Below are 26731 nucleotides of genomic sequence, written 5' to 3' on the forward strand. Positions count from 1 at the left end.
CGCCCTCGACGAGGCCGCCGCGGCGATCGACGCGGGCCGGGCCGACGGCGTCAGCGGCTCCCTGCTCGCCAAGCGCGTGCGAGCGAGCGTTGCCGGCGCAGTGGAGGAGATCCTCGTGCGGGCCGGCCGAGCGCTCGGCCCGGCGCCGCTTGCCCTCGACGCCGAGCACAGCAAGCGCGTCGCCGATCTCACTCTCTACGTGCGCCAGCATCACGCCGAGCGCGACGACGCGGCCCTCGGTCGCGCGGTCCTCGCTTCAGGTGCGGCGGACCGCTGGTGAGCCGGCCCTTCGACGGGCGCCTCGAGGGAACTCCGCTCGAGCGCTGGAGCGAGGACGGCCGGCGCGACCGGCTCCCGCTGCTGACCCTGCCCTCCGGGGTGGACCGGGTGCTCGCCGTCGTCGCGCACGCCGATGACGAGACGCTCGGCTGCGGAGGCACCCTCGCTCTAGCGAGGAGGCGCGGCCTCCCCGTCGACGTGGTGATCGTGACCGACGGAGCCGCCTCGCACGGCGAGCGCGACTCCGGACTCGTGGCCACTCGGCGAGCCGAGGCGGAGGCCGCTCTCGCTCAGCTCGGAGACGGAATCGGGCTGGCGTTCCTCGACGTGCCCGACTCCGCGACGCCCGGGCACCGCGAGCGCATCGGCCGGGAGGTGCGCGAGCGCGCCGCGGGAACCACCGGCTCGGTCCTCCTCCTCTCGACCTGGGCGGGCGACGGGCACCGCGATCACCGGGTGGTCGGCGAGGTCTGCGCCGAGGCAGCCGGCGATCTCGGACATCCGCTGCTGGCCGCGCCGATCTGGCTGTGGCACTGGGCCGAGCCGGAGGACGCCGAGGTGCCGTGGGAGACGCTGGTGCGCGTGGGGCTCGACGACGAGCTCCGCGAGCGGACGCGGCGAGCGCGAGCGTGTTACCGGAGCCAGACAGACCGCGGGCCGGAGGGCGCAGATCCGGTGCTGCATCCTCTCTTCCTGCGGACCTTCGCGGGAGACGACCGGCTGGTGAGGATCCGATGAGCTACTTCGACGAGTTGTATGCGCGGCACGAGGACCCGTGGGGCTACACCAGCCGCTGGTACGAGCAGCGCAAGCGGGCCCTCACGCTCGCGAGCCTCCCCGAGCGGCGCTACGGCTCGGTGCTCGAGATCGGCGCCTCGATCGGGGTGCTGGCCGAGGACCTCGCGGTGCGCGCCGACCGGCTGCTCGCGATCGACGTGTCCGCCGCCGCGGTCGAGCGGGCCGAGCGGAGGCTCGCTCCGCTCGACCACGTCCAGGTCGCGCACCACGACATCACCCGAGGCACGCCGGCCGGACCCTTCGACCTGGTGGTGCTCTCGGAGGTGGGCTACTACCTCGGCCGAGAGGCGCTGACGAGCGTGCTGCACAGCATCCGCGACTCGCTCGCTCCCACCGGCGAGCTGGTCACCGTGCACTGGCGCCACCCGATCGATGGGCTCGAGCTCGACGGGGACGCGGTGCAGGCCGCCGTCGCCGGGCTGGGCCTGCACCGTCTCGCGCGGCACGAGGAGGAGGACCTGCTGCTCGAGGTGCACTCCCGGGACGGCCGCTCGGTCGCCCGGCGGACAGGGCTGACGTGAACCGGATCGAGCAGGTCCTCGTCGTCATACCCGCCCACGACGAGCAGGGGCGGATCGGCTCGGCGATCGCCTCGGTGCAGGCCGGCGCGGCCTCCCTCGCCCGCACGGCGCCGGACGTCGCGGTCCGAATCCTCATCGCTGCGGACGGCTGCACGGATGCGACGGCGCAGCACGCCCGGGCGGCGGGCGCCGAGGTTCTGGAGCTCGCACGCTGCGGCGTCGGGGGCCCCGCTCCGCCGGATCGCGCACGCGCTCGCCTCCGTCGCGACACCGGCCGAGCGGGTCTGGATCGCCAGCACCGACGCGGACACGGTCGTGCCCCGGGACTGGCTGGCGGCGCACGTCGAGCACGCGCGCTGGCACGACGTTCTCCTCGGGACCGTGCGGCCCGATCCCGCCGATCTCTCCCCCGGGGCATACGCGCGCTGGCGCGACATCCGGGCGCGGGAGGAGTCGATCGGCAGCATCCACGGAGCGAACCTCGGGGTGCGGGCGAGCGCGTACCTCGCCGCCGGCGGCTTCGGCTCGGAACCGCTGCACGAGGACGTGCTGCTCGTCGAGCGGCTGCGGGCCTGCGGCGCGCGGATCGGAGCGACCGACCGCGGCGAGGTCGTCACCTCCGGGCGCCGCGACAACCGCGTCGAGGGCGGCTACGGGCGCTACCTGCACGCGCGCTTCTCGACCGGGACAGCGTCCAGTCCTGTGTAGAGCGGATGTCCGTGCCGAGTCCGCCACCTCGGCCGAGTCGGGTATACGCGCACGCGGAACACGACGAGAGGGGGCCGTGTCAATGGTCGGGCACCGGTTTGTCACGACTTGCGCAGGAGAGTCAAATGGATGTCGAGCACGACCCGGTGCTCTCCCACGGAAGGGTCACCGCATGAATCCCCGCCTCGTCCTGCTGGCACTGGTCGCCTTCGCCGCGTACGTCTTCGGCGCCCGCGCCGGTCGTGCTCGCTATGAGGAGCTCCGTCATCTCGCTCTCGGCGTGTGGAACGACCCGGCCACGAAGAAGACGCGCAAGAAGCTCAAGAAGACCTCGAAGCGTGAAGCGAAGCACTTCGCCAAGGTCGCGGCCAAGGCTCGCGACAAGGTGCAGCGCTCCCTCCGCTGACCGTCACCACTCGACTCACGACGCCATCACGACCGGCGTCGACGCTCGCATCGGAACGGCCGATCGAGCATTGACACGAAGGAGAAAACACCATGGGCATCATCGGTTGGATCGTCCTCGGCCTCATCGCCGGGGCACTCGCAAAGCTCATCCTCCCCGGCAAGCAGGGCGGTGGCTGGATCATCACCATCATCCTCGGCATCGTCGGCGCGCTGCTCGGCGGATTCATCGGTGGAGCGCTCTTCGGGCGCGACGACCCGATGGGCTTCAACGTCGTCAGCATCATCCTCGCGGTGGTCGGCGCGATCATCGTCCTGCTGATCTACGGCGCGATCACGGGCCGCAAGTCCCGCGCGTAAGCATCACGCGACTCGAAGGCCCCCGCGTCCGCGCCGGGGCCTTCGTCGTGTTCGCGCGCCGCGCAAGGCCTTGCAGCCGAGAGGCTCCGGGGCCTGGACTGGAATCTGCACACCGACGAAAGGACGCTCGAGTATGAGCACGGACGAGAACACTGTCCCCACGATCACCCTGAACAACGGAATCGAGATTCCCCAGCTGGGATTCGGCGTCTTCCAGATCGACCCCGCCGAGACCAAGGACGCCACCCTCGCGGCGCTCGAGGTCGGCTACCGCCACATCGACACCGCCGAGATGTACGGCAATGAGGCCGGCGTGGGCGAGGCCGTCCGCGCCTCCGGCCTGAACCGCTCGGAGGTCTTCGTCACGAGCAAGCTGAACAACGGCTTCCACGCTCGCGAGGACGCTCTCGCCGCGATCGACGTCACCCTCGGCGAGCTGCAGTTCGACTACGTCGACCTCTTCCTGATCCACTGGCCGCTGCCGAACGTGGGCGACTACCTGGAGACCTGGAAGGCGATGGAGGAGATCTACCGCAGCGGCAAGGCGAAGGCGATCGGCGTCTCCAACTTTCAGACCAACCACCTCAACCGGCTCCGCGCCGAGGCGACCATCGTCCCGGCCGTGAACCAGATCGAGGTCCACCCCTACCTGACCCAGGAGGAGCTGCGCGCCTACGGCACGGAGCACGGCATCGCCACGGAGGCGTGGTCGCCGATCGCGCAGGGGCTCGTCCTCGACGACGAAGCCATCACGCGCATCGCCGGCAACGTCGGCCGCTCCCCCGCCCAGGTCGTGTTGCGCTGGCACCTCCAGCGCGGCGACATCGTCTTCCCGAAGTCGGTGACGCGCGCCCGCGTCGAGGAGAACTTCGCGCTCTTCGACTTCGAGCTGGACGACGAGTCGATGACGGCGATCACGGCGCTCAACCGCGACCAGCGGACCGGGCCCGACCCCGACTCGTTCAACTACATCCCCGACTGAGGTCTGACCTCCTGAGCTCCGGCTCGTGACACCACGTTCGCTCGCAGAATCCGCGGATTCCTGCGAGCCGAACGTGTTTCTGCGAGCCGGAGGTGCTCCCGGTGGGGCGTCAGCTCTGCGAGTCGCGCCAGGAGTGCTCGGGGGCGTAGCCGAGGACCTCGCGGGCGTGGTCGATCGAGAGCAGGGTGTCGTTCACTCCGAGCTCGCCGTGGATCTCGACGCCGGGGAAGACCTCGGCGACCAGCTCGGCGTTGGGCCGCGTCATGACGGTGTCGGCGGCCGCGATGATGAAGCGGTCGTAACCGGTCGCGTCGAGCTCGAGCGCCTTCTCGACCGCCTGGGCACCGTCGCGGCCGTCGATGTAGCCCCAGAGGTTCCACTTGCGGGCCAGGGCGTCGGAGTCGAACGACGGGAACTCGGCGTAGTCCGCCTCGTCCATGACGTTCGAGAAGCGCAGGCCGATCATCGTGAGGTCGGGGTGCCAGCGGCAGAGCTCGACGGCGAGCGCCTCCTCGAGCACCTTGGTCAGCGAGTACACCGACTCCGGGCGGGCCGGGTACTGCTCGTCGACGGGGATGTAGGGCGGTGCCTCGTCGAACGGCAGGCCGAGGACGGTCTCGCTCGACGCGTGCACGATGGTGCGGATCCCCGCGCGGATCGCCGCGTGGAAGACGTTGAACGTCGACGTCATGTTGTTGTGGAAGGTGGCGATGTCGGGGACCATCCCGGGAGCGGGATCGCGGCGAGGTGCACCAGGGCGTCGACTCCGTCGTACTGGTCGTTCACCGACTGCAGGGCGTCGACGACCTGGCCGTAGTCGGAGACGTCGGTGCGGACGAAGCCCGCCCCGCGCTCCCCCGCACGGTCGAGGTTGAACACGTCGTGGCCCGATGCCCGGAGGCGGGTGACGACGCTGCGGCCGAGCTTGCCGGATCCACCGGTGACTGCGATTCTCATGCCTCGAACGCTAGCGACCCCCGTGGATGCGGACGAGGGGTGGCGGATCAGTCGCGGGAGTGGAGCGAGATCCCGCCGCCGACCTCGGGGGTCGTCTCGTCGGCGACGAGCTCGGTCCAGCGCTTCAGCACGCTCGCGCCGGCCTCGTCGTTGACCAGGCCGTCGACCACGAGCACGGGGTAGGGCTTCTCGGGCACGCCCTCCGCCGGGCGGACGTCGACGTGGGCGACGTCGTACGCGTGCTCGAACAGCCAGTCGGCCATGGCGTAGTCGCTCCGGGAGTCGCCGACCGTGCGCCAGCGCTGCGGGATCGCCCCCGTCGCGCCGAGCAGCTCGACGGCGCGCTGGGCGCCCAAGTCCTTGCCGAGGCGGTTCGACTCGATGTCGGTCGAGATCACCGTCGGGTCGATGCGGTAGTCGACCGTCCCCTGCTCGTTCGGGTAGCGGATGCCGCGGCGCTCGACTCCGAGGCCCGCGGCCGTCATGATCTGCAGCGCGTCGGCGTCGAAGACCAGCTGGCGCTCGAGGTAGTCCTCGCTTGGGAGGTCGACGAGCTGCTCCGCCGAGACCATCGCGCGCTTGGTCTCGTCGAAGAAGACGAGGTCGTCGTAGTCGGAGCGGATCATCCGCTCGAGGTCGCGGGCCACCGCCTCGGGGATCGCGAGCGACTCGTCGACGATCGGCTCCGAGGTGCCGCGGTAGTCGACGGTGAACCACACCGCGCCCTTCTCGCAGACGCAGACGATGCGCGCCTCGGGCGAGACGCCCCGCTCGAGGAGCGAGGGCAGCACGCGCTCGCGCAGGAACGCGTCGGAGCGACCCGTGTTGAACACGAGCGGGATCCCCGCGTTGGCGAGCGCGACGAGGTCGTCCGCGATCGCCGGGATCGAGATGGTGCGCGTCACGGGGCTGGCGATGGGGCCGTCGACGTCGAGGAGGAGGCCGAGCGGAGGCGGTGTGGAGGTCATCCCGACCCATTCTGCCGTGCACGCGCCTCCGGCCGGTGCGCGGCCGCGACGATCACGCGGACTCGCCGATCGGGAGGATGCCGGCGAACCGGTCCAGGAAGTCGCGGATCGTCGTGAGGGTCGCCGAATCGTAGTCCGCGAGGGCGGCGTCCAGCTCCTCGGCACGGCTGCCGAGGAACCCGCTGCTCTGGCGCCGCGCCGTCTCGGTGACGCGGAGGCTGACGATGCGCCGGTCGGTGCTCTCTCGGCTGCGGCGGACGAGGCCGCGCTCCTCGAGGCGGTTGACGAGGGCGTTCGTCGCGCCCGACGTCAGACCGATCCGCAGCCGGAGTCGCGCCGCCGAGAGCGGGTCGCCCGCGTTCTCGGCCCAGAGGATCTCGCCCAGTGCCACGCCGTCGGTCGTGGGGAGCCGCATCCATGTCGCGAAGTGGTGCGACGACTCCTGGTAGCGCACCGCGTAGCGACGGAGGGCCTCGAGCGTCTCGGAACGGAGGTCTGTCATGCAGGGGATTCTGCCGTGTCACGGCCGACGCGCGTCACGCCCTGAGGCTCGGGTAGGCCGGCAGCTCGGGCACGTTCCGCGCGCTGGTGAGCAGGGCGCTCTGCGCGAGGCGGCGTAGCGGTGCGGCGGAGGCCGCGCGGTGCAGGGTCTGCATCGCCCTGACTCCCGCCCGGGACGACGGGTGCAGCAGTCGCGCCCCGCCGCGCGGAAGGCCCTGCGCACTGTCGGCGTACCGGCGCAGCAGTCGCTCGTAGCGGGCGAAGGCCTGCTGCGGAGGACCGGCCGCCGCGAGCTCTCCGGCCAGGATGTGAGCGCCGACGAGCGAGAGCGTCGTGCCCATGCCCGTCGGACCGGATCCCCACGCCGAGTCGCCGAGGAGGACGACACGGCCCTTGCTCCAGCGCGACACGACCACCTGCTCCATCCGCTGCGTGTAGAACTCGTCGGGGCGGGCGGCGAATCCGTCGAGGATGCGCTCGGTCTGCCAGCCCGCACCTCGGAAGCGCTCGCGCAGGATCGACATCTGCGCGTCGACCGGCAGCTTCTCGAACCCCATCGGCTCGGACTCGAACGACATGCTCGCGCGGATCGTCCCGAGGTTGTCCGGGCGGATCGAGGCGACCCGGCCCTTCGTGGCGGTGTACCAGTCCCACTGGTCGACGTCGGAGTCGAGGCGGTCGATCGTGCCGTAGGTGATGCTGACGCCGAAGTCGCGGTACTCGGTCTCGTCGGCGAAGAGGAGCCGCCGTGTCCGCGAGCTGCGCCCCTCGGCGACGACGACGAGATCGAAGCGCTCGGCGGCTCCGCTGTCGAACCGGACGTCGACACCGGTGGAATCCTGCTCGACACCGGCGATGAAGTCGCCGTATCGCAGGTCGACAGAGTCCGAGACGAGATCGACGAGGATCTGGGCGAAGGCACCGCGGAGGATCTCGATCTCAGCGGTCGGGCCGTCCTCCCCCTCCGCTCGGGGGAACAGGGCGTAGGGGCGCCCGGAGTCGTCGACGTACCGAGTGCCCTGCTCCCCCGTGAGGTTCTGCAGCACCGTCTCGCGGATGCCCATCCGGTCGACGACGTCTCTGCCGATGCCGCGGACGTCGATGTTCTGCCCGGTCTCGCGCTGGGCGGGCGAGCGCTCGAGCACCGTGACGTCGAATCCGGAGCGCTCGAGACCCCAGGCGAGCGCGGGTCCGGCGATGCTCGCGCCGGTGACGAGGACGCGGGGGGTGGAGGTGGTGGGCATCGTGGATCGCTTCCGTTCCGTGACGACCTCGTGCCGCCTCCGATCATGATAGCTTCATGGTGATAACACTTCACTGTGAATGCACCCCGGAGGCAGGCTCCTCCGCCTACCCTGGACCCGTGAAACCCGCGCTCGCCCCGGCCGCGGGGATCTCGCTCTCGGCACTGCTGCTGTTCGGTCTGCGCCTGCCGATCGCGGGCTACCTCGTGCTCGCGGCGAGCCTCCTGCTGGCGCTCCTGATCGACCGCACTCTCGCCGTCGACCTGTCGCTGATCGCGGCGGGGCTCGTCATCGTCAGCACGATCTCGGTCGAGGCCAACCTCGACTACCCCAACATGGCGCTGATGGGGTTCGTGCTCTCGGCGGCCGTCGCCGTGCCCTGGGCGATCGACCACTACGGGACGAAGCGGCGGATCATCCGCTTCCCGCTGCGGACCGGTCAGCGCTGGACGACCCTCGAGAAGTCGTATCTACCGGCGGTCGTCGTGCTCGGCTGGATCCTGCTGCCGTTCTACTTCATCCGCTCGGGCGCCTACCTGAACTGGCCGGCGATCTCTGCGCCCGACGAGATCGCGCGCCTGTTCGTCGGCGTCGGGTTCGTCGGCATCTGGGACGAGCTGTTCTTCATCTGCGTCGTGTTCGCCGTGCTGCGCCGCCACCTCCCGATCTGGCAGGCGAACATCCTGCAGGCGGTGGTGTTCGTGTCGTTCCTCTGGGAGCTCGGCTACCGCGAGTGGGCTCCGGCGTTCACGATCCCCTTCGCCCTGCTGCAGGGCTACATCTTCTCGAAGACGAAGTCGCTCACCTACGTGATCTGCGTGCACTTGCTCTTCGACCTGGTCGTGTTCCTCGCGCTCGTGCACGCGCACAACCGCGAGTGGCTGCAGTGGTTCGTGTACTGACGTCGTCCTCGGTCAGGTCGTACCGGATCGTTATCGCGCAGCATGCCTGATGGGGGCTCCTCGGCCCGAGGATGAGCGGAGGGGGACGATCCGGGGCCCCCGCCCTCCGTCTCCGAAGGCCCTCCACCATGCGCATCCGTTCCCGCACCCTCGCGGCCGCCGTCGTGACGGCCGTCGTCGCCGCCACTCTGGCCGGCTGCGTCCCCGTCGAACCGGGAACGGAGCCGACGTCCTCCACCGGGGAGGCTGCCACCGCTCCGGTCTCGACCGACCCCGCGCCGGCCTCCTCCACCGCTCCGACGGCGAGCGATCCCGGATCCCCGACGCCCACCCCTGGCGTATCGGGCCCACCGGAGCCCGCGATGTCGGACGCGACGAGCCTGCTGATCGGCCCGACCTCGTTCTCGCTGGTGGACGCCTCCGGAGCCGGGCTCGGCACCTGGGACTACCGCAACGGGACAGGCGCGATCGCGGCGCTCACGGAGGCGTTCGGCAGCACTCCCACCGAGTCGGACGACGTGCCCTACGAGGGGTTCCGCTCGCGCGCCTACACCTGGCCCGGATTCACCGTCAAGGACACCGAGGTCTACGACGCGGGCGATCCGGAGCCGGAGTACCCCGAGCCCGACTTCCTGGTCGGCGCAACCGCCCCCGCGGTCGGCGATGTCGCGGTCAGCACCCTGGGCGGAGTCTCGGTGGGCGACGCGACCGCCGACGTGCGCGCAGAGCATCCCGAGAGCGCAGGCGCCGGGGCCGCCGGGCTCTTCCTGTTCGACGCGACCTCGGTCGGGTCCTCCGACGGCTCCGATCTGGTGAACTCCGTGATGGCGATCGCGGACGACGAGGTCACCATCTCGGCGATCCGCGCGCCGTCGGCGAACTGGGGCGTCTGAGCGCCGCAGGGCCGACCCCTGTTTCCTCGACAGCGGCCCCGTCGATCTGACGTTCGCACCGACGGGGTGTTTCCACTCGGGCACGACGTCCTCCTCCGGTCGTCGCACCGAACGCGGTCGCACCCGGGGCGTCGCGGCTGCCGAGCGAGCGCAGGACTCGAGCATCCGGGACGACACGTCCCGGAGTCTCGTGGCGGACGAGAGCGGGGCGAGCCGCGGAGCTCGGGATAGCGTGGACGAATGGCACTGACGCTCCCGGAACCACGGCTCCCCTCCCTCCTCGACTCCCCCGCTCGGAGCTTGCCTGTTCTGGGCTGGGGGGTCGTCGCTCCGGGCTCGATCGCCGGGAGCTTCGTCGGCGCTCTGCAGAAGCACAGGCGGCAGCGCGTCGTCGCCGTCGGCTCCCGGTCCCTCGAGCGCGCCCAGCAGTTCGCTCAGCGTTTCGGCTTGGAGTCCGCGGTGTGGATCCTTGGCGGCGTCCCGTTTGGGGATCGTCCAGCGGGACGCTCCGGGCGCCTGCTGTGCTCTGCGTGTGGAGTTGCTCATTCGGTGGCGGCACTCTGTGCTCACTCGGAGTCGCTGGCTAGGACTGGGGACGAGCATGCTCGCGGCGACCTCCCCGTCTCGAAGCCGAACACGGAGCCGGTCTGGGTGAGAGTGCCGACTCGGCCAAGAAGAACGGCGAGGTGACGACCTGGAGCGGTCACCACCTCGCTGCTCAATACGAGGTGCTATCGCACCCGGCGTGATTCATCGGGATTTTGCTCGATCGCGCCCTCTGCGCTTAGCGATGAGTGGCACAAGAATCCCGATCGCAACTACACCGATTAAGGTTGGGAACGACCAGTTCATGGTTTTGTAAGCCGATTCAAGTTCTGGCGTGGTCGCGAGTCCGGCGTCGCCTCCCGGAATCTGATCGACGAGAATTGTCGCGGTTATCACGGCGATGAGTAGCGTGATGAGCAGGGCGAGCGCAATAAGACCAACTACAACAATCCACGCAACAAGCCTTGCTCGTGAGTTCCATTGGGATGTAATCACGGCCAATTGCAGTCCTTCGGGTCAGTAAACCAATTCGGGTGGGATTGGCGAGCAGTCTCGAAGTCCCACCAGATCCCCGCTTTCCAGATTGCGTATCCGAAGACCGCATGGCAGTCAAACTGCTGGTGAATAGTGGTCGTGGTCGGGGCAACTCCGTTGACCCACTCGACCCAGCCCTGCGTCTTCACCGTCTGGTGTCCGACGAGGCCCGAAGCCCATACTGTGGCTCCCCATGCGCTGAGCCGGGTGGACCACTGCGAGCCGGTGCCGTAGGAGTATCCGCCCGGCCTGTTCTTCCAGACACCCTCGAGGAGGGTGTAGCCGGCTTGAGGGTCGGCAACCACTGGGAAGACGATGTCAGGCGAGCTCAGGTCTACGATCTGCGTCAGTTCGCTGCCGGTGATTTCGTAGCGAGTAGGTACGTCGTTGCCTGCCGCGTCGCGAGCCCAGGCAGGCAGAAATCCGCCGAGGATGTTTTCGTTCGCTTCGTCCATCAGGAAAACCGTTCCGTCGGTCTGCGCCTGAAGGGAACTGCCCGGAGCACCGTTCACCGTGTAGGTGTACCGATCGGGAGCGTCGCTGCTGTCGATGACGGTTGCGATGACGAGGCTCCCGTCATCCTTGGTGACAGCTGCCGTGCTGGTGTTGTTGTTGTTGAATGAAACAATACCGGGGCTGAGAACTTCGGCCGATGAGGCTTTGTCTGAGAACGGCAACGAGATTGTCATTCCCGCGTCCGACCCCGGGATCCAAAGGTTGACCGGGTCGGACAGGTCAGTCGGAATAACGACCTCCGCGCCCTGGACGGTCGTGTCGACAGCCGAGTTGCCCGCGTTATCCATGGGAACAACGGCGACGTTATCGAGAACTCTCGTGGCTGTCGACGCGGATTGAGCCGTGACGTCGGTCAATGCTTCGAGTACGCCGTCGCTCTCCTCGGCGCTAGCAGCCCCGCCCTGCACCACCGTTGAGGCAAGCAATACCCCGCACATAACGGTCCATCCAATCTTCTTATGCATCTGCATGATGCCTCCTGTTGGTTGTTTTGGCACAACATACAGGCGGGGCTTCATCTGCAACAGACCCGCTTCTGTGGGAGTCTGAGGCATGAATTTGTGCTGAATGAGACATAGATAGTTGCTGAGTGAATCCTGGCCAATAGATGCGTACAATCTGCACGATTTCGGCGTGTGGAAGCTTTCGAGCACTGCACGACCAAGAGGCTTATGCAAAACCCTCAGCACACCCCACGAAAGGCCTGGTCGGGGGCGCCATCCGGGTCGACAAATCGGAGTTTTGCATAAGCCTCCATGACTCCAGCGAACGACGGCACCCGTACCTAGGGCCGGACCGACCCGGGACCGCGTCGCGGAGGAGGCTGCCGCGATGGCCGACGAGGTCGGTCTCGCGACGCTCACCCTCTCCGCCCTCGTCGAGCGGCTCGGCGTCCGTCAGCCCTCCCTCTACAAGCACATCGACTCGATGGCTGGCCTGCACCGCGACATCGCCGTCCGGGCCAAGCGCGACCTAGGCGAGGTGCTCGCGAGGGCCTCCGCCGGCCGCTCGGGAGCGGAGGCGATCTCGGCGATGTCGCACGCGTACCGCGGGTGGGCGCTGCAGCACCCCGCCCGCTGCGAGGCGGCCAACCGGATGCCGGCGCCCGGCGACGTCGAGGACGAGGCGATCTCGGTGGCGGCGATCCAGGTGATCGCCGACGTGCTCACCGCCTACCGGCTCGACGGGGACGACGCCATCGACGCGATCCGCGCCTTCCGCTCCACCCTGCACGGGTTCGTCTCCTACGAGACGGCCGGGGCGTTCCAGTGGAGCGCCAACGTCGATCGCAGCTTCGACCGGCTCGTCCTCCCCCACCGCGTCGGCGAACGCCGGCCACCGGCTCTGGATGTCGTCGAGCGTGCCCGCCGTGATCGCGGATCCGGTGGTGTACGACTCCATGCACGGACCGTCGCCGGCCGAGAGCTGCAGTGCCTCGATGAGGTGCATCCGCTCGCTGGGGGCATGCGAGGTCCTACTTTCCGTCGTCCGACGCGGCGTCGGGAGTGAAGTCCAGGGTTCGCGCGACGACGCGCGACGCGACCTCGCGGACGGTCGTGCCGGTGGCGACGGCGTGCGCGCGGATCAGCAGCAGTGCATCGTCGATGGAGGATCCGGTCTGGCTGACGACCATCCCGGTCGCCTGATGGACCTCGCAGCGGGAAAGGGTCGCGTCGTGCGTGCCGCCTCCGCTCTGCGCCCTCTCGAGCGCCTGCGCGATGATCGCGCGGGCCAGGACGGCGGCGAGGCCCCTCGCTACACGCAGCTCCTCGGGCTCGAGCACGACCGATGCGTCGCAGTAGAGCGAGACGGCGCCGACGCCGAGCGTGCCGAGGACGAGGAGGACGCAGAGCACCGACTGCACGCCGGCCGCCGCGAGGTCGGAGCAGAAGAAGAGCCATGCGCCGACGTCCTCGGCGCGCGAGACGTTCAGCTCGTCAGGCCGTCCGCTCCGATAGGCCCTCCAGGGGGGCCCTTCGCCGAGGTCGATCTGCGCCTCGTCGAGCGCACCGGCCCGCATGCTCGTCGCGACGAGCACCTCGGGGTCGAACGGGTCGCTGAGCGTGGACGCGGCGGCGTCGTCGACGGGGAGCATCGTCACGAACGACGCGAGCAGCGTCGTCGCCCAGCAGGAGGATGTTGTACCGGCCGTCGACGGGCGCCGCGATCTGGCCGTCGCCGAACACGTTCGAGAGCAGCTCGCGCGAGATCCCGATGAGGTGACTGCCGTAGCCCGCTGTTCCAACTGACGCAAGGAGAACGAGGACCGTCGCCGCCAACGCTGCACGGGCGCGCGGTTCGACCTTCACGAACCGCGCCAGCCACAGCGTGTCCAGGGTGACGACGAGCCACAGCGCGCTGTAGGCGAGGAGGAGGACCTGGGCGACGGCCGTGGGCGGAGCACGACGCGCCCTCAGGAGTCGCGGAGAGCGGCGAAACAGGCGGTGACGAGTTGTGCGGGACTCCGGGTCTCGTCGCGCCGGGCCCAGGTCGCGATCGCGACATCGAAGCAGGCGAGGCTCGACTGCACGATCGCACGTGCCCGCACCTCGGCGTCGTCACCTCTCGAGCGGGAGGCGACGACGGGCGAGAGCAGCTGCTCCCACTGCAGGTGCTTCTCGAGGTTGCGCGCACGGAGGGACGGGGTGCTGCCGAGGACGCGGATCGCGCGCTTCTGGCGATCGTCGTGGGCGTCGGAGAGAGCGAGCAGGGAGAGGAAGGAGTGGCGCAGAGAGTCCCACACCGGCTCGTCCAGCGGGCGCGCGACGAGCGCCTCGCGGACGTGCTCGCCCCAAGCCGCCGTGTCGCCGATCACCGCATCCTCCTTGGCTGGGAAGTAGCGGTTGAAGCTGCGCGTCGAGATGCCGACCTCGGCAGCGACCTGCTCGACCGTCACCTCATCGAAGCCGTGCTCGGCGAACAGGTCGATGGCGGTGGCGGAGATCCGGGCACGGACAGCATCGCGCGTCACTTCCCGCAGGCTCGTCCTCTGATCGCGCATGAGCCGAGCATAGTCGGACAATAATGTCTGATTCAGACAGTTATGTCGTAGAGTGTCACTATGACACCTTCAGGATCTCCCCATCAGCGCGCCCTCGGCACCGAGGGCCTCCAGGTCTCGGCCATCGGCTACGGCGCAATGGGCGCCGCCATGGGCTACGGGCCGAGCGACGACACCGAATCGATCGCGACCATCCGCCGCGCTCACGAGCTCGGAGTCACGCTCTTCGACACGGCGGAGATGTACGGCTGGGGTGAGGGCGAGAAGCTCCTCGGACGCGCCGTCGCACCCTTCCGCGACGAAATCGTCCTCGCGACGAAGTTCGGCGTCACCCGCGAGTTCGGAGTCGACTCCCGGCCCGAGCACATCCGCGAGGTCGTGGCCAACAGCCTCCGCAATCTCAGGACCGACTCCATCGATCTGCTGTACCAGCACCGCCCCGACCCCGCGGTGCCGATCGAGGACGTCATCGGAACGATGAAGGAGCTCATCGACGAGGGGAAGGTCAAGTACCTCGGTCTCTCGGAGGCGGACGGCGATCTGCTCCGCGCTGCCCACGCGGTCCACCCGATCACGGCCCTGCAGACCGAGTACTCGATCTTCGCGCACGACGTCGAGCCGATCCTCCCGGCCGTCGAGGAGCTCGGGATCGGATTCGTCTCCTACTCGCCTCTGGCGCGGGGCTTCCTGACCGGAGCCGTCCAGCACCGCGACCGCTACGACGAGACCGACTTCCGACGCGGCCTGGCGTGGTGGAACGACGAGAACTTCGACGCGAACCTCGCGATCGTGGGCCGGCTCTCGGCGCTGGCCGAGCGCAAGGGCGCGAGCCTCTCACAGCTGGCGCTGGCGTGGCTGCTCGCCCGCAAGGACTACATCGTCCCGATCCCGGGCTCCCGCAGCCCTCGACGCGTCGAGGAGAATGCGGCGGCCGCGGCGGCCGTTCTGACGGACGACGACCTCGCCGAGATCCAGTCGATCGCACCCGACGGAGGCGCGGGCGGGCGCTTCAGCTGAGGGCGGCCTCGGGTCGTCGTCGGCGCTCCTCGGATCGAAGGACCGGGTCAGCGGGAACGGCTCGCCCGCGCTCGAGCCGGGGGCCGTTCGCGGCGGATCGATCCGGGGACGGCCGCGCTCAGCGACGGCGGAAGGCAGGCAGGAGCGCGTAGGCGATGACGGCGCCTCCGACCGCGATCCAGCGCTCCACGGAGTCGACGGGCGAGTCGCTCGTGCAGACACCGGTCGCGCTCACGTCATCGGTGCAGCTGCCCGATCCGACGCTGGCCAGGACGACGAGGACTCCCGCGGCGAAGACCACCGCGACGGCGATCCACCCCCGGCGGATTCCCCGCTGCGGTCGCGCGCTCATGGATCGACCCTTCGCGCGGGTCCGCCCGCCACGGCTCTCCGCACGAAGAGTCGTCAGCGCAGCACCAGCGAGAGCAGCAGCGTCATACCCAGGGCGAGGACGGAGGCGAGCGAGACGCCGACCGTCACCGACTTGAGGGCGCCGCGCACCGACTGGCCGAGGAAGCTCTGCAGTAGCCAGAAGGTGTTCGACGTGACGTGGATGCAGAACAGGGCACCCGAGCCGGCGGCGAGCGCCACCAGGAGCGGATCGAGGCCCAGCGTCGCCGCGACCGGTGCCACGACTCCGGCGGCCGTGATCGCCGAGAGCGTCACCGAGCCGACCGCGATGTGCAGGGCGGCCGCCATCAGCCAGACGAGCATCAGCGGCGCGGTCGCCGACGCCGAGAAGTAGCCCTTCAGCAGCTCGCCGAGGTCGCCCTCCGCGATGATAGCCGCGAGGCTGCCGCCGACCCCGGTGAGCAGGAAGATCTGGCCGCCGTCCTGGAAGCCCTTCGCGACCGCCTTCTCGATCCGCTTCGCTCCGACCACCGAGCGGCCGATCGCTCCGGTCGCGATCACGGCGATCAGCAGGGCGATCACGGGATCGCCCAGGAACTGCAGTACTGGCACCTCGGCTCCGGCGACCGTGAGCACGGCCTCGGAGGCGATGAGCAGGAGCGCGACGAGCATCGGGGCGAAGAGCAGCAGGAGGGGACGTTCGCGCGGGGCATAGGAGTCTGCGGATCCCTCGGGGGCGGGGTGTCCCGGGAACGAGAAGTCGGGGCTGGTGGGCCCCGACTCGCCTCCCGACGCCGCCACGGGCACCGGGACCTCGTCGCGCAGCAGGGCCTGCTCGTCGCGAGCCGGGTCCCAGAGACCCATGCGGAACGCGAGGGACATCAGGAGGATCGTGACCACGACGGTCGGTGCGACGACGGCGAACCCGCCGAGCATCATCACGCCGAGCGGCACGCCGAGCAGGCCCGCGAGGGCGACCGCCGCGAATGCAGGGACCATCATCACGATCCCCATCTCGAGCCCGACGGCGAAGGTGACGGCGACGATGCCGGTGCCCGCGCGACCGAGCCGGGGCGCGATCCTCCGCGCGAGCGGCGCCGCGATGACGATGAGCGCGTCGACGAAGATCGTCTGCAGATAGGTCGCGAACGAGAGGCCCAGTGCGTACGGGATGCCGCGGCGGCCGAAGATCCGCATCAGGCCCTCGACGAGGCGCACCACGGCGCCCATCTCGTTGAGCATCGCGCCGATCAGCACGCCCCAGCCGATGAGGAGGCCCGCCTCCCTCATCACCTCGCCAAACCCGCGGGTCATCGTCGAGACGGTGTCGACCGGTCCGAGCCCGGTCAGGAGCCCGATCGCTGCGGCACCGACCGCGAGCACGAGCACCGGGTTCTGGCGGAACCGGACGATCGCCACCACCACGACCACGATGACCGCACCGACGACACCCAGGGTGTACCACTCAGGCATGTGTCCTCCTCCGCCGCCGCTCCGCGCGCGGTCACACCCTAGGGCGCCGAGACCCCGAGAGAACACAGGAGTCGTCGTACTCGACGACCGAGCACGACGACTCCTGGACGCTCGAGCGGGGCGGGCCGCGGAGCTCGGGATAGCGTGGACGGATGGCACTGACGCTCCCGGAACCACGGCTCCCCTCCCTCCTCGATTCCCCTGTTCTGGGCTGGGGGGTCGTCGCTCCGGGCTCGATCGCCGGGAGCTTCGTCGGCGCCCTGCAGAAGCACACTCGGCAGCGCGTCGTCGCCGTCGGCTCCCGGTCCCTCGAGCGCGCCCAGCAGTTCGCTCAGCGTTTCGGCATCGAGCGCGCCTCGGCCGGCTACGACGCGGTCGTGGACGACCCCGAGGTCGACGTCGTCTACATCGCGTCGCCCCACTCCGAGCACGCCCGTCAGGCCCTGCTCGCCATCGCGGCGGGCAAGCACATCCTGGTCGAGAAGCCCTTCGCTCCGACTCCGGGCGAGGCCGAGATGATCGTGCACGCCGCCCGCGACGCCGGAGTCTTCGCGATGGAGGCCATGTGGATGCGCTACCTCCCGCACACGGACGTGGTGCGCCGGCTGGTCGCCGACGGCGGCGTCGGCCCGCTCGCACTGGTCTCGGCCGACTTCGGCGGGGCGTTCCCCTTCGATCCGACGAGCCGCATCTTCGACCCGGCGCTCGCGGGCGGCGGCCTGCTCGACGTCGGCGTGTACGCCTCCTCGTTCGTCTCGATGATCGCCGGCACCCCGCAGAGCACTGAGGTGTCGGGGAGCCTCACCGAGACCGGAGTCGACGCGACCGCGACGATCGTCGGGCGGCATGCCGACGGCGTGCAGTCGATAGCGACGTCCACCGTGCTGGCCGACACTCCGCAGGCCGCGTGGGTGGCCGGACGCGACGGGCGGATCGACGTGCACTCTCCGTTCTGGAGCCCGAGCGCCGTGACGCTGACGCGCGGCTCCGAGAGCGGGACGTGGACCGACCGGTCGCCGCTCCGAGGCGGCGAAGGGCTCGCCTGGGAGGCGCTGCACCTCGCGCAGTACGTCGCGGAGGGTCGCACGGAATCGCCGCTGCATCCGCTCGACGAGGTGGTGCAGGTCGTCCGGACCCTCGACGACGCGCGCCGACGTCTGGGCGTCTCGGTCTAGCGACCACGGGATGCCGCCGGCGCGGCGGGGGCGTCACCCCGCAGGGAGTTCCACGCGGAAGCTCGTCCGACCCGGCTCCGAGTCGACGAGCACGCGCCCGCCGTGCGCATCGACGACCGCCGCGACGATCGCGAGGCCCAGCCCCGTCGATCCGGTCGTGCGGGCGCGCGAGGAGTCGCCGCGGGCGAATCGCTCGAAGAGCCGCGGCATCAGCTCGGGGGCGATACCGGGACCGGAGTCCGTGACCGTCACCACGGCGATCGGCCGACCCGCCGAGCGCCCCTCGGCGAGCGCCGCCACCACCCGTGTGCCGGGAGGGGTGTGCACGGCCGCGTTGCGCAGGAGGTTCCCCACCACCTGGTGCAACCGGAAGTCGTCACCGCGGATTTCGATCGGCTCCTCCGGAAGCTCCAGGTCCCACTCGTGGTCGGGTCCGGCCGCGTGGGCGTCCGAGACAGCGTCGATCAGCAGCAGGGTCAGGTCGACGGGAGCCTTCTCGAGGTCACGGCCCTCGTCGAGCCGGGCGAGCAGCAGGAGATCCTCGACCAGCGAGGTCATCCGGGTGGCGGCCCACTCGATCCGGTCGAGGGAGTAGGCCGCCGTCTCGGGCAGCTCGACCTCGCCGCGTCGGGGTAGCTCGGCGTAGCCGCGGATCGCCGCGAGCGGCGTGCGCAGCTCGTGCGAGGCGTCGGCGACGAACTGGCGCACCTTGTTCTCGCTCGCCTGCCGTGACTCCAGGGCCCCGGTGACGTGATCGAGCATGCGGTTGAACGCGGCGCCCACCCGGCCGACCTCGGTGCGGGTGTCGGCGTCCTCCTCCGGGACGCGCTCGACCAGCTCGACCTCACCACGCTCGAGGGGCAGCTCGGCGACCCTCGTCGCCGTGGCCTCCACCCGCTCAAGCGGGCGTAGCGCCACGCGGATGATCGCCATGGCGAGCAGGGCCACGACCAGCATCGCGAGCAGGACGACGACCACGACCGCCCACGAGAGGGAGGCGAGCGTGTCGGTGACGTCGCCCAGCGGGACCCCGACCACGACGACCTCGCCGTCGATCACCGTCGCGCGCACCCGGTACTGGCCCAGGACGTCGCCGAGGTCGATCGTGGTGGTCGCGCCGCCGGCATCGACGGCGGCCGTCAGGACCGAGTCCGGCTCCTCGGCGAACTGCTGACACGCGCCGTCGCGGTCGATGTACGCGCCGGTGAAGGAGCCGTCCTCGCCGCGTGCCGCCGTGATGGTGCTGAGGTTCTGGCTGGGACCGCTCCCGTAGCTGCTGCCGGGGCAGGTGGTCGCCCGCTCGATGCCGGAGGCGCCGACGTAGGGGCTCGGCCCGTCGAACTTCTGGAGGCGCTTGAGCGACTGGGCGAGCGCCGTGTCGGTGCTCTCGTAGAGGATGTGGCGGAGCGAGACCACGCTGACCGTGCCCACGATCCCCGCCGTCACCGCGACGAGCGCGACCACGGCGACCACCATCCTCCGCCGCAGGGTCCACGGGGCCCGCCGACCGCTGCGCGAGTTCCGCAGGGCGGAGCGGGTCGCGAAGTCGCCGAACGTGGGGCGGCCGGGGAGGGTCACTGCTCGGCGGGCTTAAGCAGGTACCCGGCACCGCGCACGGTGTGGATCATCGGCGAGCGGCCGGCATCGATCTTCTTGCGGAGGTAGGAGATGTAGATCTCGACCACGCTCGACTTGCCGCCGAAGTCGTACGACCAGACGCGGTCGAGAATCTGCGCCTTGCTGAGGACGCGGCGCGGGTTGCGCATCAGGAAGCGGAGCAGCTCGAACTCGGTCGCGGTCAGCTCGATGTCGTCGCTGCCGCGGCGCACCTCGTGGCTGTCCTCGTTGAGGACGAGGTCGCCCACGACCACCTCGGGGTCGTCGGCGTCGTTCGCGAGCAGCGTGCTCCGGCGGATCAGGCCGCGCATGCGGGCCACGAGCTCCTCGAGCGAGAACGGCTTGGTGACGTAGTCGTCGCCGCCCGCCGTGAGCCCGGCGATCCGGTCGTCGAGAGCGTCCTTGGCCGTGAGGAAGAGCACGGGGGTCTCGCTGCCGTCGGCGCGGACCCGCTGGAGCACCTGGAGCCCGTCGATGTCGGGGAGCATCACATCGAGCACGATGACGTCCGGGCGGAACTCCCTCGTGATCGTGATCGCGGCGCGGCCCTCCGCGGCGGTGCGCACCTCCCAGCCCTCGTAGCGCAGTGCCATCTGGAGCAGGTCGGTGAGGCTGCTCTCGTCGTCGACGACGAGGACACGGATGGGAGTCCCGTCGGCACGCTTGAGGCGGGTCCGCTGCGCGGGGGCGAGGTGCTTCGACGAGGCCGGGGTGCTCATGCCTCCAGTATCGGGAGTTTCCTATGGACGAGCTATGGCCGGCCGATGTCGTCGCTGTGCGCTCCCGGTGCGGCCGGGTCGGCGTCGAGCTCCTCCGGGTCGATCGCCGCCGTGCGGGCGTACACCCGTAACGGTGGCGACCGCATCGTCGACCTCGTGCGCCAGGCAACCGGAGTCGACCTGCTCGATGCCGCCGTCGCGATCCGCTCGGGCCAGAAGCTCGAGCCCGACACGATTGACACCCCACAGGCCGCCACCGTGCGCTTCTTCATGATCGAGCCCGGAGTGATCCATTCGATCAGCGGGATCAGCGCTGCGCGCACGTCCCCTGGAGTCATCGACCTCCAGATTCACGTTAGTCCGGGCGATCGGACGAGCGAGATCAACTCATCAGATGATCGCGCGGGCCTGGTCGTCGCAATCGGAGCCACCCCGGAAGAAGCCTCCGCCCGCGCTGACAGCGCAGCGGCAACGATTCAGTTCACCACCAGCTAACACCCCGGTCCGCGTGTCGAAGCTGGTCATCGGCAGAAGAGCCGCAGAGCGTCCGGGCTCAGCGGCCGGTCGGCGAAGACGAGACGTACTGCGCTCGGATCCGGGTTGCCGCGGTCGGGACCGCTCCAGATCAGGTTCAGGCCGGCGCGCTCGGCGGCTCGGCGCGAACCCTCATTGTTCTCGAGCAGGTAGGCGACGAGCGGGAGATCCGAGCCCATCGCCGCGAGCGCGGTGCGGGTCGCTGCGATGATTTCCTGCGCGTAGCCGCGGCCCCACGCCGTGGGCGCAAGCCGGTAGTAGAGATTCCAGGCGAGTCCACCGCGAAGACTCGGCCCACCGATCCCCACGAGCGCACCGGTCCCTTTGTCCCGTGCTACCCAGACGTCGAGACCGTTCGACTTCCATCCCGCGATGTACGGGTCCACCAGAGCGTGAGTCTGTTCCATGGACGTGTGACGTCCCGCGGGAAGGTGCTCCCATACGCGAGGGTCAGCATGGAGCTCATTCAGTTCTGGAAGATCTCGCTCCGTCGGAGGAACCAGCGCGAGCCGAGCTGTCGTCAAGACCGCGGAGTGAGGTGTAGTCACGATCATCATCATCCCGCCCCCGAGCCTCAAGTCCAGCGCCACGCCCCTCCAGCACTCCGCACACTCCTCGTGCCAGCGTCGCCGGCGCAACCAAGCTCGTCCCGGTCGACCCGGGCGACGACGTTGCGACCGGCCGCCTTGAGATCGAAGCCCTGGACGTGCAGCTGATTACCGTCGCAGTGGCCGGTGAGCAGGGACCGCCTGGACGGGCTGCGCGCTCGGACTATCGAATGATGGCAGAGGAGGACGGAATAACGTTGCTACGCCGGGACGACCGGGTCCCCTGAATGTTTCCGACGGCGGCGCGCCCGAGCCAGGTTGTCGTGCCACGGCGTGTTGGCCCGCATTCGACGGATCACGACGGGAGGAGACCGGCGTGCGCAGACCGCGCCGCACCTCAGACGCCATCTCCGTCCGTGTCGCCTGGGACGTCGAGATCACCTTCTCCGCCGGAGACCCCAGGCTACTGCCCGGGCCGGAATCGGCTGCAGCGCTCGGCACGCGCGATCTCTCAGCTGAGAACGACCGCCTTGCAGACTTGAAGGGGTCGACCAGAAATCAGCGGGAAGGCGAACTCCGCCTCGACGGCTAGTCACGGCCGGCTAGGGGCGAAGGCCCCGGAGGAGAACGTCGAGGAGAATCCGTGCCGCGTCGCTGTCGGGCGCGAGCCCCGCGCTGCGGACTGAGTGCGCAGTCCCGCAGGCGAGCAGGAGGATCGACGCGGCGTCCACGTCGACGCGTACCCGTCCTCTCGACCGGGCGTCCTCGAGCACCTCGGCGAGGCGGTCGAGGAGCGCGGCGCGCTTCGCGGCCGTTTGAGGGAGCACGGCGTCCGGACGGGCGGTGACTCTCTCGAACAGCGGATCAGTAGCCAGCAGGGCGACGTGCTCGGTCAGTGTCCGGTCCAGGCCGTCTGGCGCCGTCTCGTTCAGAAGGCGGTCGAGCTGGTCGAAGCGGTCCCAGACGACGACCTCTTCGAGCTCCTCGACGGTCGCGAAGTGCCGGTAGACCGTGGCCACCCCGACATCGGCCGCGCGCGCGACCGCATTCATGGCCAGCTCGTCCCCGCGATGGAGAAGCTCCTTCGCCGCCTCGATGATGCGATCGCGATTGCGAGCGGCGTCACGCCGAAGACCGTCCATAGATCTGAAGCCTATCGAGCCTTCGGCAAAACGGATGATCTGTCCGAACGGACTAAGTATCCGTTTAGTCTGAGGGGACACGGAAGGACACCATGACCCCCACGACACGCCCCCTCGCCCTGATCACTGGAGCGAGCTCCGGGATCGGCGCCGAGTTCGCTCGCCGCTACGCCCGCGAGGGCTTCGACCTCTTGCTCGTCGCCCGTTCGGAGGCCGCCCTGTGGGCGCTGGCTGAGGAGCTCTCGGCGGAGCACGCCATCGCCGCCTCCCTCCACACGGCAGATCTCTCGAACCCGACCGAGGTCGCCGGCCTCGTTTCGGTGATCGATCAGCAGCTGCCCCGCCTTGACCACCTTGTTAACAGCGCGGGCACCGCTCCGGAGGGCGACATCGATCGGATGAACCCCGACGAGCTGCGCCGGATGGTCGACATCAACATCACCGCGTTGTCCCTGCTCACGCAGGCCGCCGTCATCCGGATGCGAGGCGCAGGATCCGGCACGATCATCAACATCGCCAGCGGAGCCGGCTACCAGGCGCTCCCCCATTTCTCCGCCTACGCCGCCTCCAAGGCCTACGTGATCCGCTTCACCGAGGCGCTCTCGGAGGAGCAGCGCAGCCACGGTCTCCGGATCTTCTCGGTCGCCCCCGGCGACACCGAGACTCCGATGAACCCCGGCGCGGCGAAGGGCAAGCGGCAGGCGCACCAAGTGGTCGAGACGGCGTGGAGGGCGGCGTCGACTACAGCGCCGTCAGTGATCGACGGCCGCATGAACCGCGTCCTCGCCACTGTCGACAAGGGTGCTCGGCAAGCGTCTCGCACTTCGCATCGGAGAGCGGATGATGCGCCCGAAAGCCTGAACGGTGCACGATCCGGCGGCGCTCGCGCGTTCAGCGCGCGGTGCGCGCGTACCTCCGCGCCAATTCGGCGAAGGCGTCGCGGAGTTCGGGAGGCTCGATCACGTCGATCTCGGCGCCGAATCGGCCGAGCAGGGCCGCGAGCGACACCCAGGACCAGGAGCCTGCTTCGTAGGTGGAGCGGCCGTCGCCGAGGTCTTCGAGGGTTCCGTCGCCGGCGAACGGGGCGAGAGTCGCTGCCGGCAGCTCGATGACGACTTTCCCGTGGCAGGGCCAACGGTTCTTCTGCTCGGAGCCTTTGAACCGGGCGGCGAGGAATTCTGCCGGGTCGTCGCCTGGGATCTCGTGGCGGTCGAATCGGCGGCCGTTGTGCGTGCGGAGAGTGAGGCGGTCGACCCTGAAGATGCGCCAGTCGTCCTCGGGGGTCGACCATCCGATCAGGTACCAGCGTCCGTTGCTGAGCAGCAGGTGGTGCGGTTCGGTGCGCCGAGGCGGCCCGCCCTCGGCCCCCGAGTCGGAGGCCGGGGTCGCGTAGTCGAAGCGGATCTCCTCGCGCTTCTGGACGGCCTCGCCGATCCGAAGCAGCACCTCCGGGTCGACGTCGGCGCGCGGCGCCCGCGGCTCCGATGCGAGCGCTCCGACGCGCAGGCCGGCGATCCGCTGCGCGAGTCGATCCGGCATGAGCCGCGTGACCGTCTGGAGCGCACGGGCGGCCGCTTCCTCGATTCCCGCACCTGTGATTGCGGCGGTCTGCAGGGTGATGGCGACGGCGAGTGCCTGCTCGTCGTCGAAGAGAAGAGGCGGCAGGCTCTCCCCCGCGCCCAGCCGGTAGCCGCCCTCCGGGCCGCGGGTGGTGTCGATCCGGTAGCCCAGTTCACGCAGCCGGTCGATGTCGCGGCGAATGGTGCGTTCGCTGATCCTCAGACGAGAGGCGAGGGTCGGTGCCGTCCATTCGTGGTTCGACTGGAGCAGGGACAGGAGCGCCAGGAGGCGCTGAGAGGTGATCACGGCGGGTCCGGCAGGCATGTCTCGAGTCTCGGGCATGTACCGGACACATGATGACCGGTACGGGCGCTGGACTGAGGTCACTTCGAACTCGTCGAAGCATTTGCACTCTGTAGGAGAAACCATGAGCGTCACCAGCGCCCTGCACGTCAACTTCCGCGGCACAGCGAAGGAGGCGCTGGAGTTCTACCACTCCGTCTTCGGCGGTGACCTCGTCCTCGCTCCCTACGGTGACGTCGACGCCGGCCAGAGCGCGGCCCAGTCCGAGCAGATCGCCTGGGGCCAGGTCCAGGCGCCTAACGGGTTCCACATCATGGCGTACGACGTGCAGGAGTCCCTGCCCTACGCCGCCGGCGAGAACGCCTTCTACGTCTCGCTCCGCAGCACCGACACCGAGGAGATCGAGCGGCTCGGCACGGCGCTGGCCGAGTCCGAGGGCGTGACGATCCACGTCCCCTTCGGCCCCTCGGTGTTCTCGCCGCTCTACGGCAAGCTGACCGACCGGTTCGGCGTCACCTGGATCATCGACGTCGTCGCCCCCTGGGGCTGAGACGCCCGCAGCCACGCGGGCCGTGGAGCCGATCGAGCGCCGTCATCGTCGTGTTCGCCGGGTGAGGCTCCGCCATCGGGTCTGCTCGGTGAACACGACCGCGACGCAGAGGGCGGTGACCGCGGGCGCGGGCGCGGTGGTCACGATCGTCCTGCCGCTCGGAGGCCGCGGTCGATGAAGTCGACCATCCAGGTGAAGCTCTCGTCGACGTCGGTGCTCATCTGGAATCCATTGGAGGTCTCGAGGGTGGCGAAGCCGTGCAGGATGCTGCGGAGCATCCGGATCGCATGGATCTGCTGAGCGGGGTCGAGGTCGTATCCGTGCAGGACGGCGGCGAACGAGCCCAGGGTGTGCTCCAGCGCCGCGGCCAGGGGATCCTCGGGGCCGGTCGGGGTGGCGCCGACGGTGGCGGCATAGCGGCCCGGGTGCTCCTTGACGTAGGTGCGGACCGTCTGGGCCGCAGCCGCGAGGGCGTCGCCACCGGCTCGTCCCTGCATCGCGTCGCGGAGCGCATCCCCGAGTTCGGTCGCGCCGAGAACGGCGACCCGGTGGGTGAGGTCGGCGAGCCCGTCGACGTGCTTGTACAGCGAAGGCGCCTTCACGCCCAGGCGCTCAGCCACGACGCTCATGTTCAGTGGCGCCGGGCTGAGCTCGTCCGCCAGATCCGCAGCCGCCTGGGTGACCGTCGCGGGCGCCAGACCTGCTCTAGGCATTGCTCGACGTCGGGGCGAGGGTCTTCGCGAGGAACGGGAGGAGCAGCGCGAGGACGGCGGCGGGGGTCTCCGTGTGCGGGTAGTGCCCGGCCCCGTCGACGACCTCGACGACTCCGAGGCCCGTGGGCAGGTCGCCGATGATGCGCATCCCCTCGCGCGCGGATCGACCCAGTCCGGGTCGGCGCTGCCCTCGATGACGAGAACCGGGCAGCGGACCGCTGCCAGGTGCGCGCCGGCGTCCGCCGGCGAGGTCTTCGTCATGGCGTGCAGAACAGCCATCCGCTCGGGCCGGCGGAGCGCCGTCTCGATGCGGGCCCGTTCGACGGCCCAGTCGGCCGGCTTGGCCGGGATCGCGATGTCGAGGTACTTCATCCACCCCGCGAGGCTGCTGCCCATCATGACCCGGGTGAGCTGGGTCATGCCTGCGCGGACGTGCTTGTGCCGGAGGACGCCAAGGAGGTCGAAGGACTGCTTGCGGGTGAACGGGGCCAGCTCGACGATCCCCGAGATCACGTCGGGTGCCGTCGCCGCGGCGATGGTCGCCGCTCCCCCGCTGATGGACTGGCCGACGATGACGGCAGGGCCGCCCAGGTGGCGCACAACGGCGACCAAGTCGCCGGCGATGGCCGTCCGCTCGTAGGAGGACCAGCCGACACTGGAGTCACCGCAGCCGCGGATGTCCACGTTCGCCACCCGGTACCCGGCAGCGACGAGCTCGTGAACAAGGAACCGGTACGAGTGCCGGCTGTCGCCCATCCCGTGCGCCAGGACGACGAGAGGGCCGGTCCCGGCGACGTCGTAGGCGATGGATCCCTCGTCGGTGATCAGGTGTTCGAGCATGTCGGCCTCCATTGCTATTGGGTATAGCCACAAGCTATGGGCATTAGCCGCGCGCTGTCAAGTCGCGCTCGGGT

29 protein-coding genes and 3 pseudogenes are annotated in these 26731 nt (G+C 69.6%); 15 read left to right on the top strand and 17 right to left on the bottom strand.

Annotated features, from left to right (window positions below):
• From ACH61_RS01285 to ACH61_RS01315, 7 genes and pseudogenes are all read left to right on the top strand, one after another.
• A pseudogene (locus ACH61_RS01285) lies at positions 1–280 on the top strand (acyl-CoA dehydrogenase); the annotation flags it as partial.
• Positions 277–1017 (top strand): PIG-L deacetylase family protein, encoded by a 741-nt coding sequence (locus ACH61_RS01290; RefSeq protein WP_068207611.1) that lies wholly within the window; start codon positions 277–279, stop codon positions 1015–1017. The pseudogene ACH61_RS01285 and the gene ACH61_RS01290, both read left to right, overlap by 4 nt.
• A complete protein-coding gene (locus tag ACH61_RS01295) occupies positions 1014–1598 on the top strand; it encodes a class I SAM-dependent DNA methyltransferase (RefSeq protein ID WP_068207614.1) in 585 nt (194 codons plus the stop codon). The genes ACH61_RS01290 and ACH61_RS01295 overlap by 4 nt, the downstream gene beginning before the upstream one ends.
• A 156-nt stretch (positions 1599–1754) precedes the next feature.
• Positions 1755–2306, top strand: a complete 552-nt coding sequence (locus tag ACH61_RS01300; RefSeq protein ID WP_068207617.1) for a glycosyltransferase family 2 protein — start codon at positions 1755–1757, stop codon at positions 2304–2306.
• A 172-nt stretch (positions 2307–2478) separates the two neighbouring features.
• Positions 2479–2712 (top strand): hypothetical protein, encoded by a 234-nt coding sequence (locus ACH61_RS01305; RefSeq protein WP_068207620.1) that lies wholly within the window; start codon positions 2479–2481, stop codon positions 2710–2712.
• Between the two features lie 92 nt (positions 2713–2804).
• A complete protein-coding gene (locus ACH61_RS01310) occupies positions 2805–3071 on the top strand; it encodes a GlsB/YeaQ/YmgE family stress response membrane protein (RefSeq protein WP_068207623.1) in 267 nt (88 codons plus the stop codon).
• Positions 3072–3204: 133 nt separating this feature from the next.
• Entirely contained in the window at positions 3205–4053 is an 849-nt protein-coding gene (locus ACH61_RS01315) for an aldo/keto reductase (RefSeq protein ID WP_068207626.1), read from the top strand.
• A gap of 109 nt (positions 4054–4162) precedes the next feature.
• On the opposite strand, the pseudogene ACH61_RS01320 reads toward ACH61_RS01315, so the two are convergent.
• The 4 genes and pseudogenes from ACH61_RS01320 to ACH61_RS01335 all read right to left on the bottom strand — a co-directional run bounded on the left by ACH61_RS01320 (position 4163) and on the right by ACH61_RS01335 (position 7723).
• Positions 4163–5130: pseudogene (locus ACH61_RS01320) on the bottom strand (NAD-dependent epimerase/dehydratase family protein).
• Positions 5058–5978 carry an HAD family hydrolase gene (locus tag ACH61_RS01325; protein ID WP_068207630.1) on the bottom strand — a complete coding sequence of 307 codons (921 nt, stop codon included), beginning with the start codon at positions 5976–5978 and terminating at the stop codon, positions 5058–5060. The pseudogene ACH61_RS01320 and the gene ACH61_RS01325 overlap by 73 nt, the downstream one beginning before the upstream one ends.
• Before the next feature lie 52 nt (positions 5979–6030).
• The gene (locus ACH61_RS01330) at positions 6031–6480 is read right to left on the bottom strand and encodes a MarR family winged helix-turn-helix transcriptional regulator (RefSeq protein ID WP_068207633.1); all 450 of its coding nucleotides are present in this window, start codon (positions 6478–6480) and stop codon (positions 6031–6033) included.
• Positions 6481–6514: 34 nt separating this feature from the next.
• The gene (locus ACH61_RS01335) at positions 6515–7723 is read right to left on the bottom strand and encodes an FAD-dependent monooxygenase (RefSeq protein WP_068207636.1); all 1209 of its coding nucleotides are present in this window, start codon (positions 7721–7723) and stop codon (positions 6515–6517) included.
• 119 nt (positions 7724–7842) lie between these two features.
• On the opposite strand from ACH61_RS01335, the gene ACH61_RS01340 reads away from it, so the two are divergent.
• Both ACH61_RS01340 and ACH61_RS01345 read left to right on the top strand, forming a co-directional pair.
• Positions 7843–8625, top strand: coding sequence for a CPBP family intramembrane glutamic endopeptidase (locus tag ACH61_RS01340; protein WP_068207639.1), 783 nt, complete (start codon positions 7843–7845; stop codon positions 8623–8625).
• 128 nt (positions 8626–8753) lie between these two features.
• A complete protein-coding gene (locus ACH61_RS01345) occupies positions 8754–9518 on the top strand; it encodes an RAD23 family protein (RefSeq protein ID WP_068207644.1) in 765 nt (254 codons plus the stop codon).
• Positions 9519–10268: 750 nt separating this feature from the next.
• Here the strand turns inward: ACH61_RS01345 and ACH61_RS16655 are convergent.
• Both ACH61_RS16655 and ACH61_RS01350 read right to left on the bottom strand, forming a co-directional pair.
• Entirely contained in the window at positions 10269–10559 is a 291-nt protein-coding gene (locus tag ACH61_RS16655; protein WP_153038770.1) for a hypothetical protein, read from the bottom strand.
• A complete protein-coding gene (locus tag ACH61_RS01350) occupies positions 10556–11584 on the bottom strand; it encodes a hypothetical protein (protein WP_068207647.1) in 1029 nt (342 codons plus the stop codon). Before ACH61_RS01350 ends, ACH61_RS16655 begins: the two co-directional genes overlap by 4 nt.
• A 361-nt stretch (positions 11585–11945) precedes the next feature.
• On the opposite strand from ACH61_RS01350, the gene ACH61_RS01355 reads away from it, so the two are divergent.
• Positions 11946–12623, top strand: coding sequence for a TetR-like C-terminal domain-containing protein (locus ACH61_RS01355; protein ID WP_068207649.1), 678 nt, complete (start codon positions 11946–11948; stop codon positions 12621–12623).
• Here the strand turns inward: ACH61_RS01355 and ACH61_RS01360 are convergent.
• Together ACH61_RS01360 and ACH61_RS01365 are read right to left on the bottom strand one after the other, a co-directional pair.
• The gene (locus ACH61_RS01360) at positions 12589–13209 is read right to left on the bottom strand and encodes a GAF and ANTAR domain-containing protein (RefSeq protein WP_236713489.1); all 621 of its coding nucleotides are present in this window, start codon (positions 13207–13209) and stop codon (positions 12589–12591) included. The two genes, ACH61_RS01355 and ACH61_RS01360, sit on opposite strands and share 35 nt — an antisense overlap.
• Positions 13210–13527: 318 nt before the next feature.
• Entirely contained in the window at positions 13528–14115 is a 588-nt protein-coding gene (locus ACH61_RS01365; RefSeq protein ID WP_068207655.1) for an acyl-CoA-like ligand-binding transcription factor, read from the bottom strand.
• 60 nt (positions 14116–14175) lie between these two features.
• Here ACH61_RS01365 and ACH61_RS01370 point away from each other — a divergent pair, with 60 nt between their 5' ends.
• On the top strand, positions 14176–15132 hold the full coding sequence (locus tag ACH61_RS01370) for an aldo/keto reductase (protein WP_068207658.1): 957 nt from the start codon (positions 14176–14178) through the stop codon (positions 15130–15132).
• A 118-nt stretch (positions 15133–15250) separates the two neighbouring features.
• On the opposite strand, the gene ACH61_RS01375 is transcribed toward ACH61_RS01370, so the two are convergent.
• Together ACH61_RS01375 and ACH61_RS01380 are read right to left on the bottom strand one after the other, a co-directional pair.
• Positions 15251–15484, bottom strand: a complete 234-nt coding sequence (locus ACH61_RS01375) for a hypothetical protein (protein ID WP_068207660.1) — start codon at positions 15482–15484, stop codon at positions 15251–15253.
• A gap of 53 nt (positions 15485–15537) precedes the next feature.
• Positions 15538–16956, bottom strand: coding sequence for a GntP family permease (locus ACH61_RS01380; protein ID WP_068207663.1), 1419 nt, complete (start codon positions 16954–16956; stop codon positions 15538–15540).
• Positions 16957–17108: 152 nt separating this feature from the next.
• On the opposite strand from ACH61_RS01380, the gene ACH61_RS01385 reads away from it, so the two are divergent.
• Positions 17109–18131 carry a Gfo/Idh/MocA family protein gene (locus ACH61_RS01385; RefSeq protein WP_068207666.1) on the top strand — a complete coding sequence of 341 codons (1023 nt, stop codon included), beginning with the start codon at positions 17109–17111 and terminating at the stop codon, positions 18129–18131.
• A 33-nt stretch (positions 18132–18164) separates the two neighbouring features.
• Here the strand turns inward: ACH61_RS01385 and ACH61_RS01390 are convergent, their stop codons facing one another.
• Positions 18165–19709 carry a sensor histidine kinase gene (locus ACH61_RS01390; RefSeq protein WP_068207669.1) on the bottom strand — a complete coding sequence of 515 codons (1545 nt, stop codon included), beginning with the start codon at positions 19707–19709 and terminating at the stop codon, positions 18165–18167.
• Positions 19706–20467 carry a response regulator transcription factor gene (locus ACH61_RS01395; protein WP_068207672.1) on the bottom strand — a complete coding sequence of 254 codons (762 nt, stop codon included), beginning with the start codon at positions 20465–20467 and terminating at the stop codon, positions 19706–19708. Before ACH61_RS01395 ends, ACH61_RS01390 begins: the two co-directional genes overlap by 4 nt.
• A gap of 111 nt (positions 20468–20578) precedes the next feature.
• Between ACH61_RS01395 and ACH61_RS01400 the strand changes: the two genes are divergently transcribed.
• On the top strand, positions 20579–20962 hold the full coding sequence (locus ACH61_RS01400) for a hypothetical protein (protein WP_132504740.1): 384 nt from the start codon (positions 20579–20581) through the stop codon (positions 20960–20962).
• Between the two features lie 26 nt (positions 20963–20988).
• On the opposite strand, the gene ACH61_RS01405 is transcribed toward ACH61_RS01400, so the two are convergent.
• Positions 20989–21561 carry a GNAT family N-acetyltransferase gene (locus ACH61_RS01405; protein WP_082844919.1) on the bottom strand — a complete coding sequence of 191 codons (573 nt, stop codon included), beginning with the start codon at positions 21559–21561 and terminating at the stop codon, positions 20989–20991.
• 590 nt (positions 21562–22151) lie between these two features.
• Positions 22152–22691 (bottom strand): TetR/AcrR family transcriptional regulator, encoded by a 540-nt coding sequence (locus tag ACH61_RS01410; protein WP_068207678.1) that lies wholly within the window; start codon positions 22689–22691, stop codon positions 22152–22154.
• A gap of 92 nt (positions 22692–22783) precedes the next feature.
• Between ACH61_RS01410 and ACH61_RS19185 the strand changes: the two are divergent.
• Positions 22784–23356, top strand: a pseudogene (locus tag ACH61_RS19185) (SDR family NAD(P)-dependent oxidoreductase); the annotation flags it as partial.
• On the opposite strand, the gene ACH61_RS17785 reads toward ACH61_RS19185, so the two are convergent.
• Both ACH61_RS17785 and ACH61_RS01425 read right to left on the bottom strand, forming a co-directional pair.
• Entirely contained in the window at positions 23266–23463 is a 198-nt protein-coding gene (locus ACH61_RS17785) for a hypothetical protein (protein ID WP_068207687.1), read from the bottom strand. The pseudogene ACH61_RS19185 and the gene ACH61_RS17785 sit on opposite strands and share 91 nt — an antisense overlap.
• 119 nt (positions 23464–23582) lie before the next feature.
• Positions 23583–24575 carry a helix-turn-helix transcriptional regulator gene (locus ACH61_RS01425; protein WP_068207693.1) on the bottom strand — a complete coding sequence of 331 codons (993 nt, stop codon included), beginning with the start codon at positions 24573–24575 and terminating at the stop codon, positions 23583–23585.
• A 103-nt stretch (positions 24576–24678) separates the two neighbouring features.
• On the opposite strand from ACH61_RS01425, the gene ACH61_RS01430 reads away from it, so the two are divergent.
• Positions 24679–25104 (top strand): glyoxalase/bleomycin resistance/extradiol dioxygenase family protein, encoded by a 426-nt coding sequence (locus ACH61_RS01430; RefSeq protein WP_068207695.1) that lies wholly within the window; start codon positions 24679–24681, stop codon positions 25102–25104.
• Positions 25105–25244: 140 nt separating this feature from the next.
• Here the strand turns inward: ACH61_RS01430 and ACH61_RS18055 are convergent, their stop codons facing one another.
• The gene (locus ACH61_RS18055; RefSeq protein ID WP_236713484.1) at positions 25245–26657 is read right to left on the bottom strand and encodes an alpha/beta fold hydrolase; all 1413 of its coding nucleotides are present in this window, start codon (positions 26655–26657) and stop codon (positions 25245–25247) included.
• Positions 26658–26731 lie beyond the last annotated feature (74 nt).

The organism is Rathayibacter tanaceti, from assembly GCF_001634385.1.
Taxonomy (GTDB): Bacteria; Actinomycetota; Actinomycetes; order Actinomycetales; family Microbacteriaceae; genus Rathayibacter; species Rathayibacter tanaceti.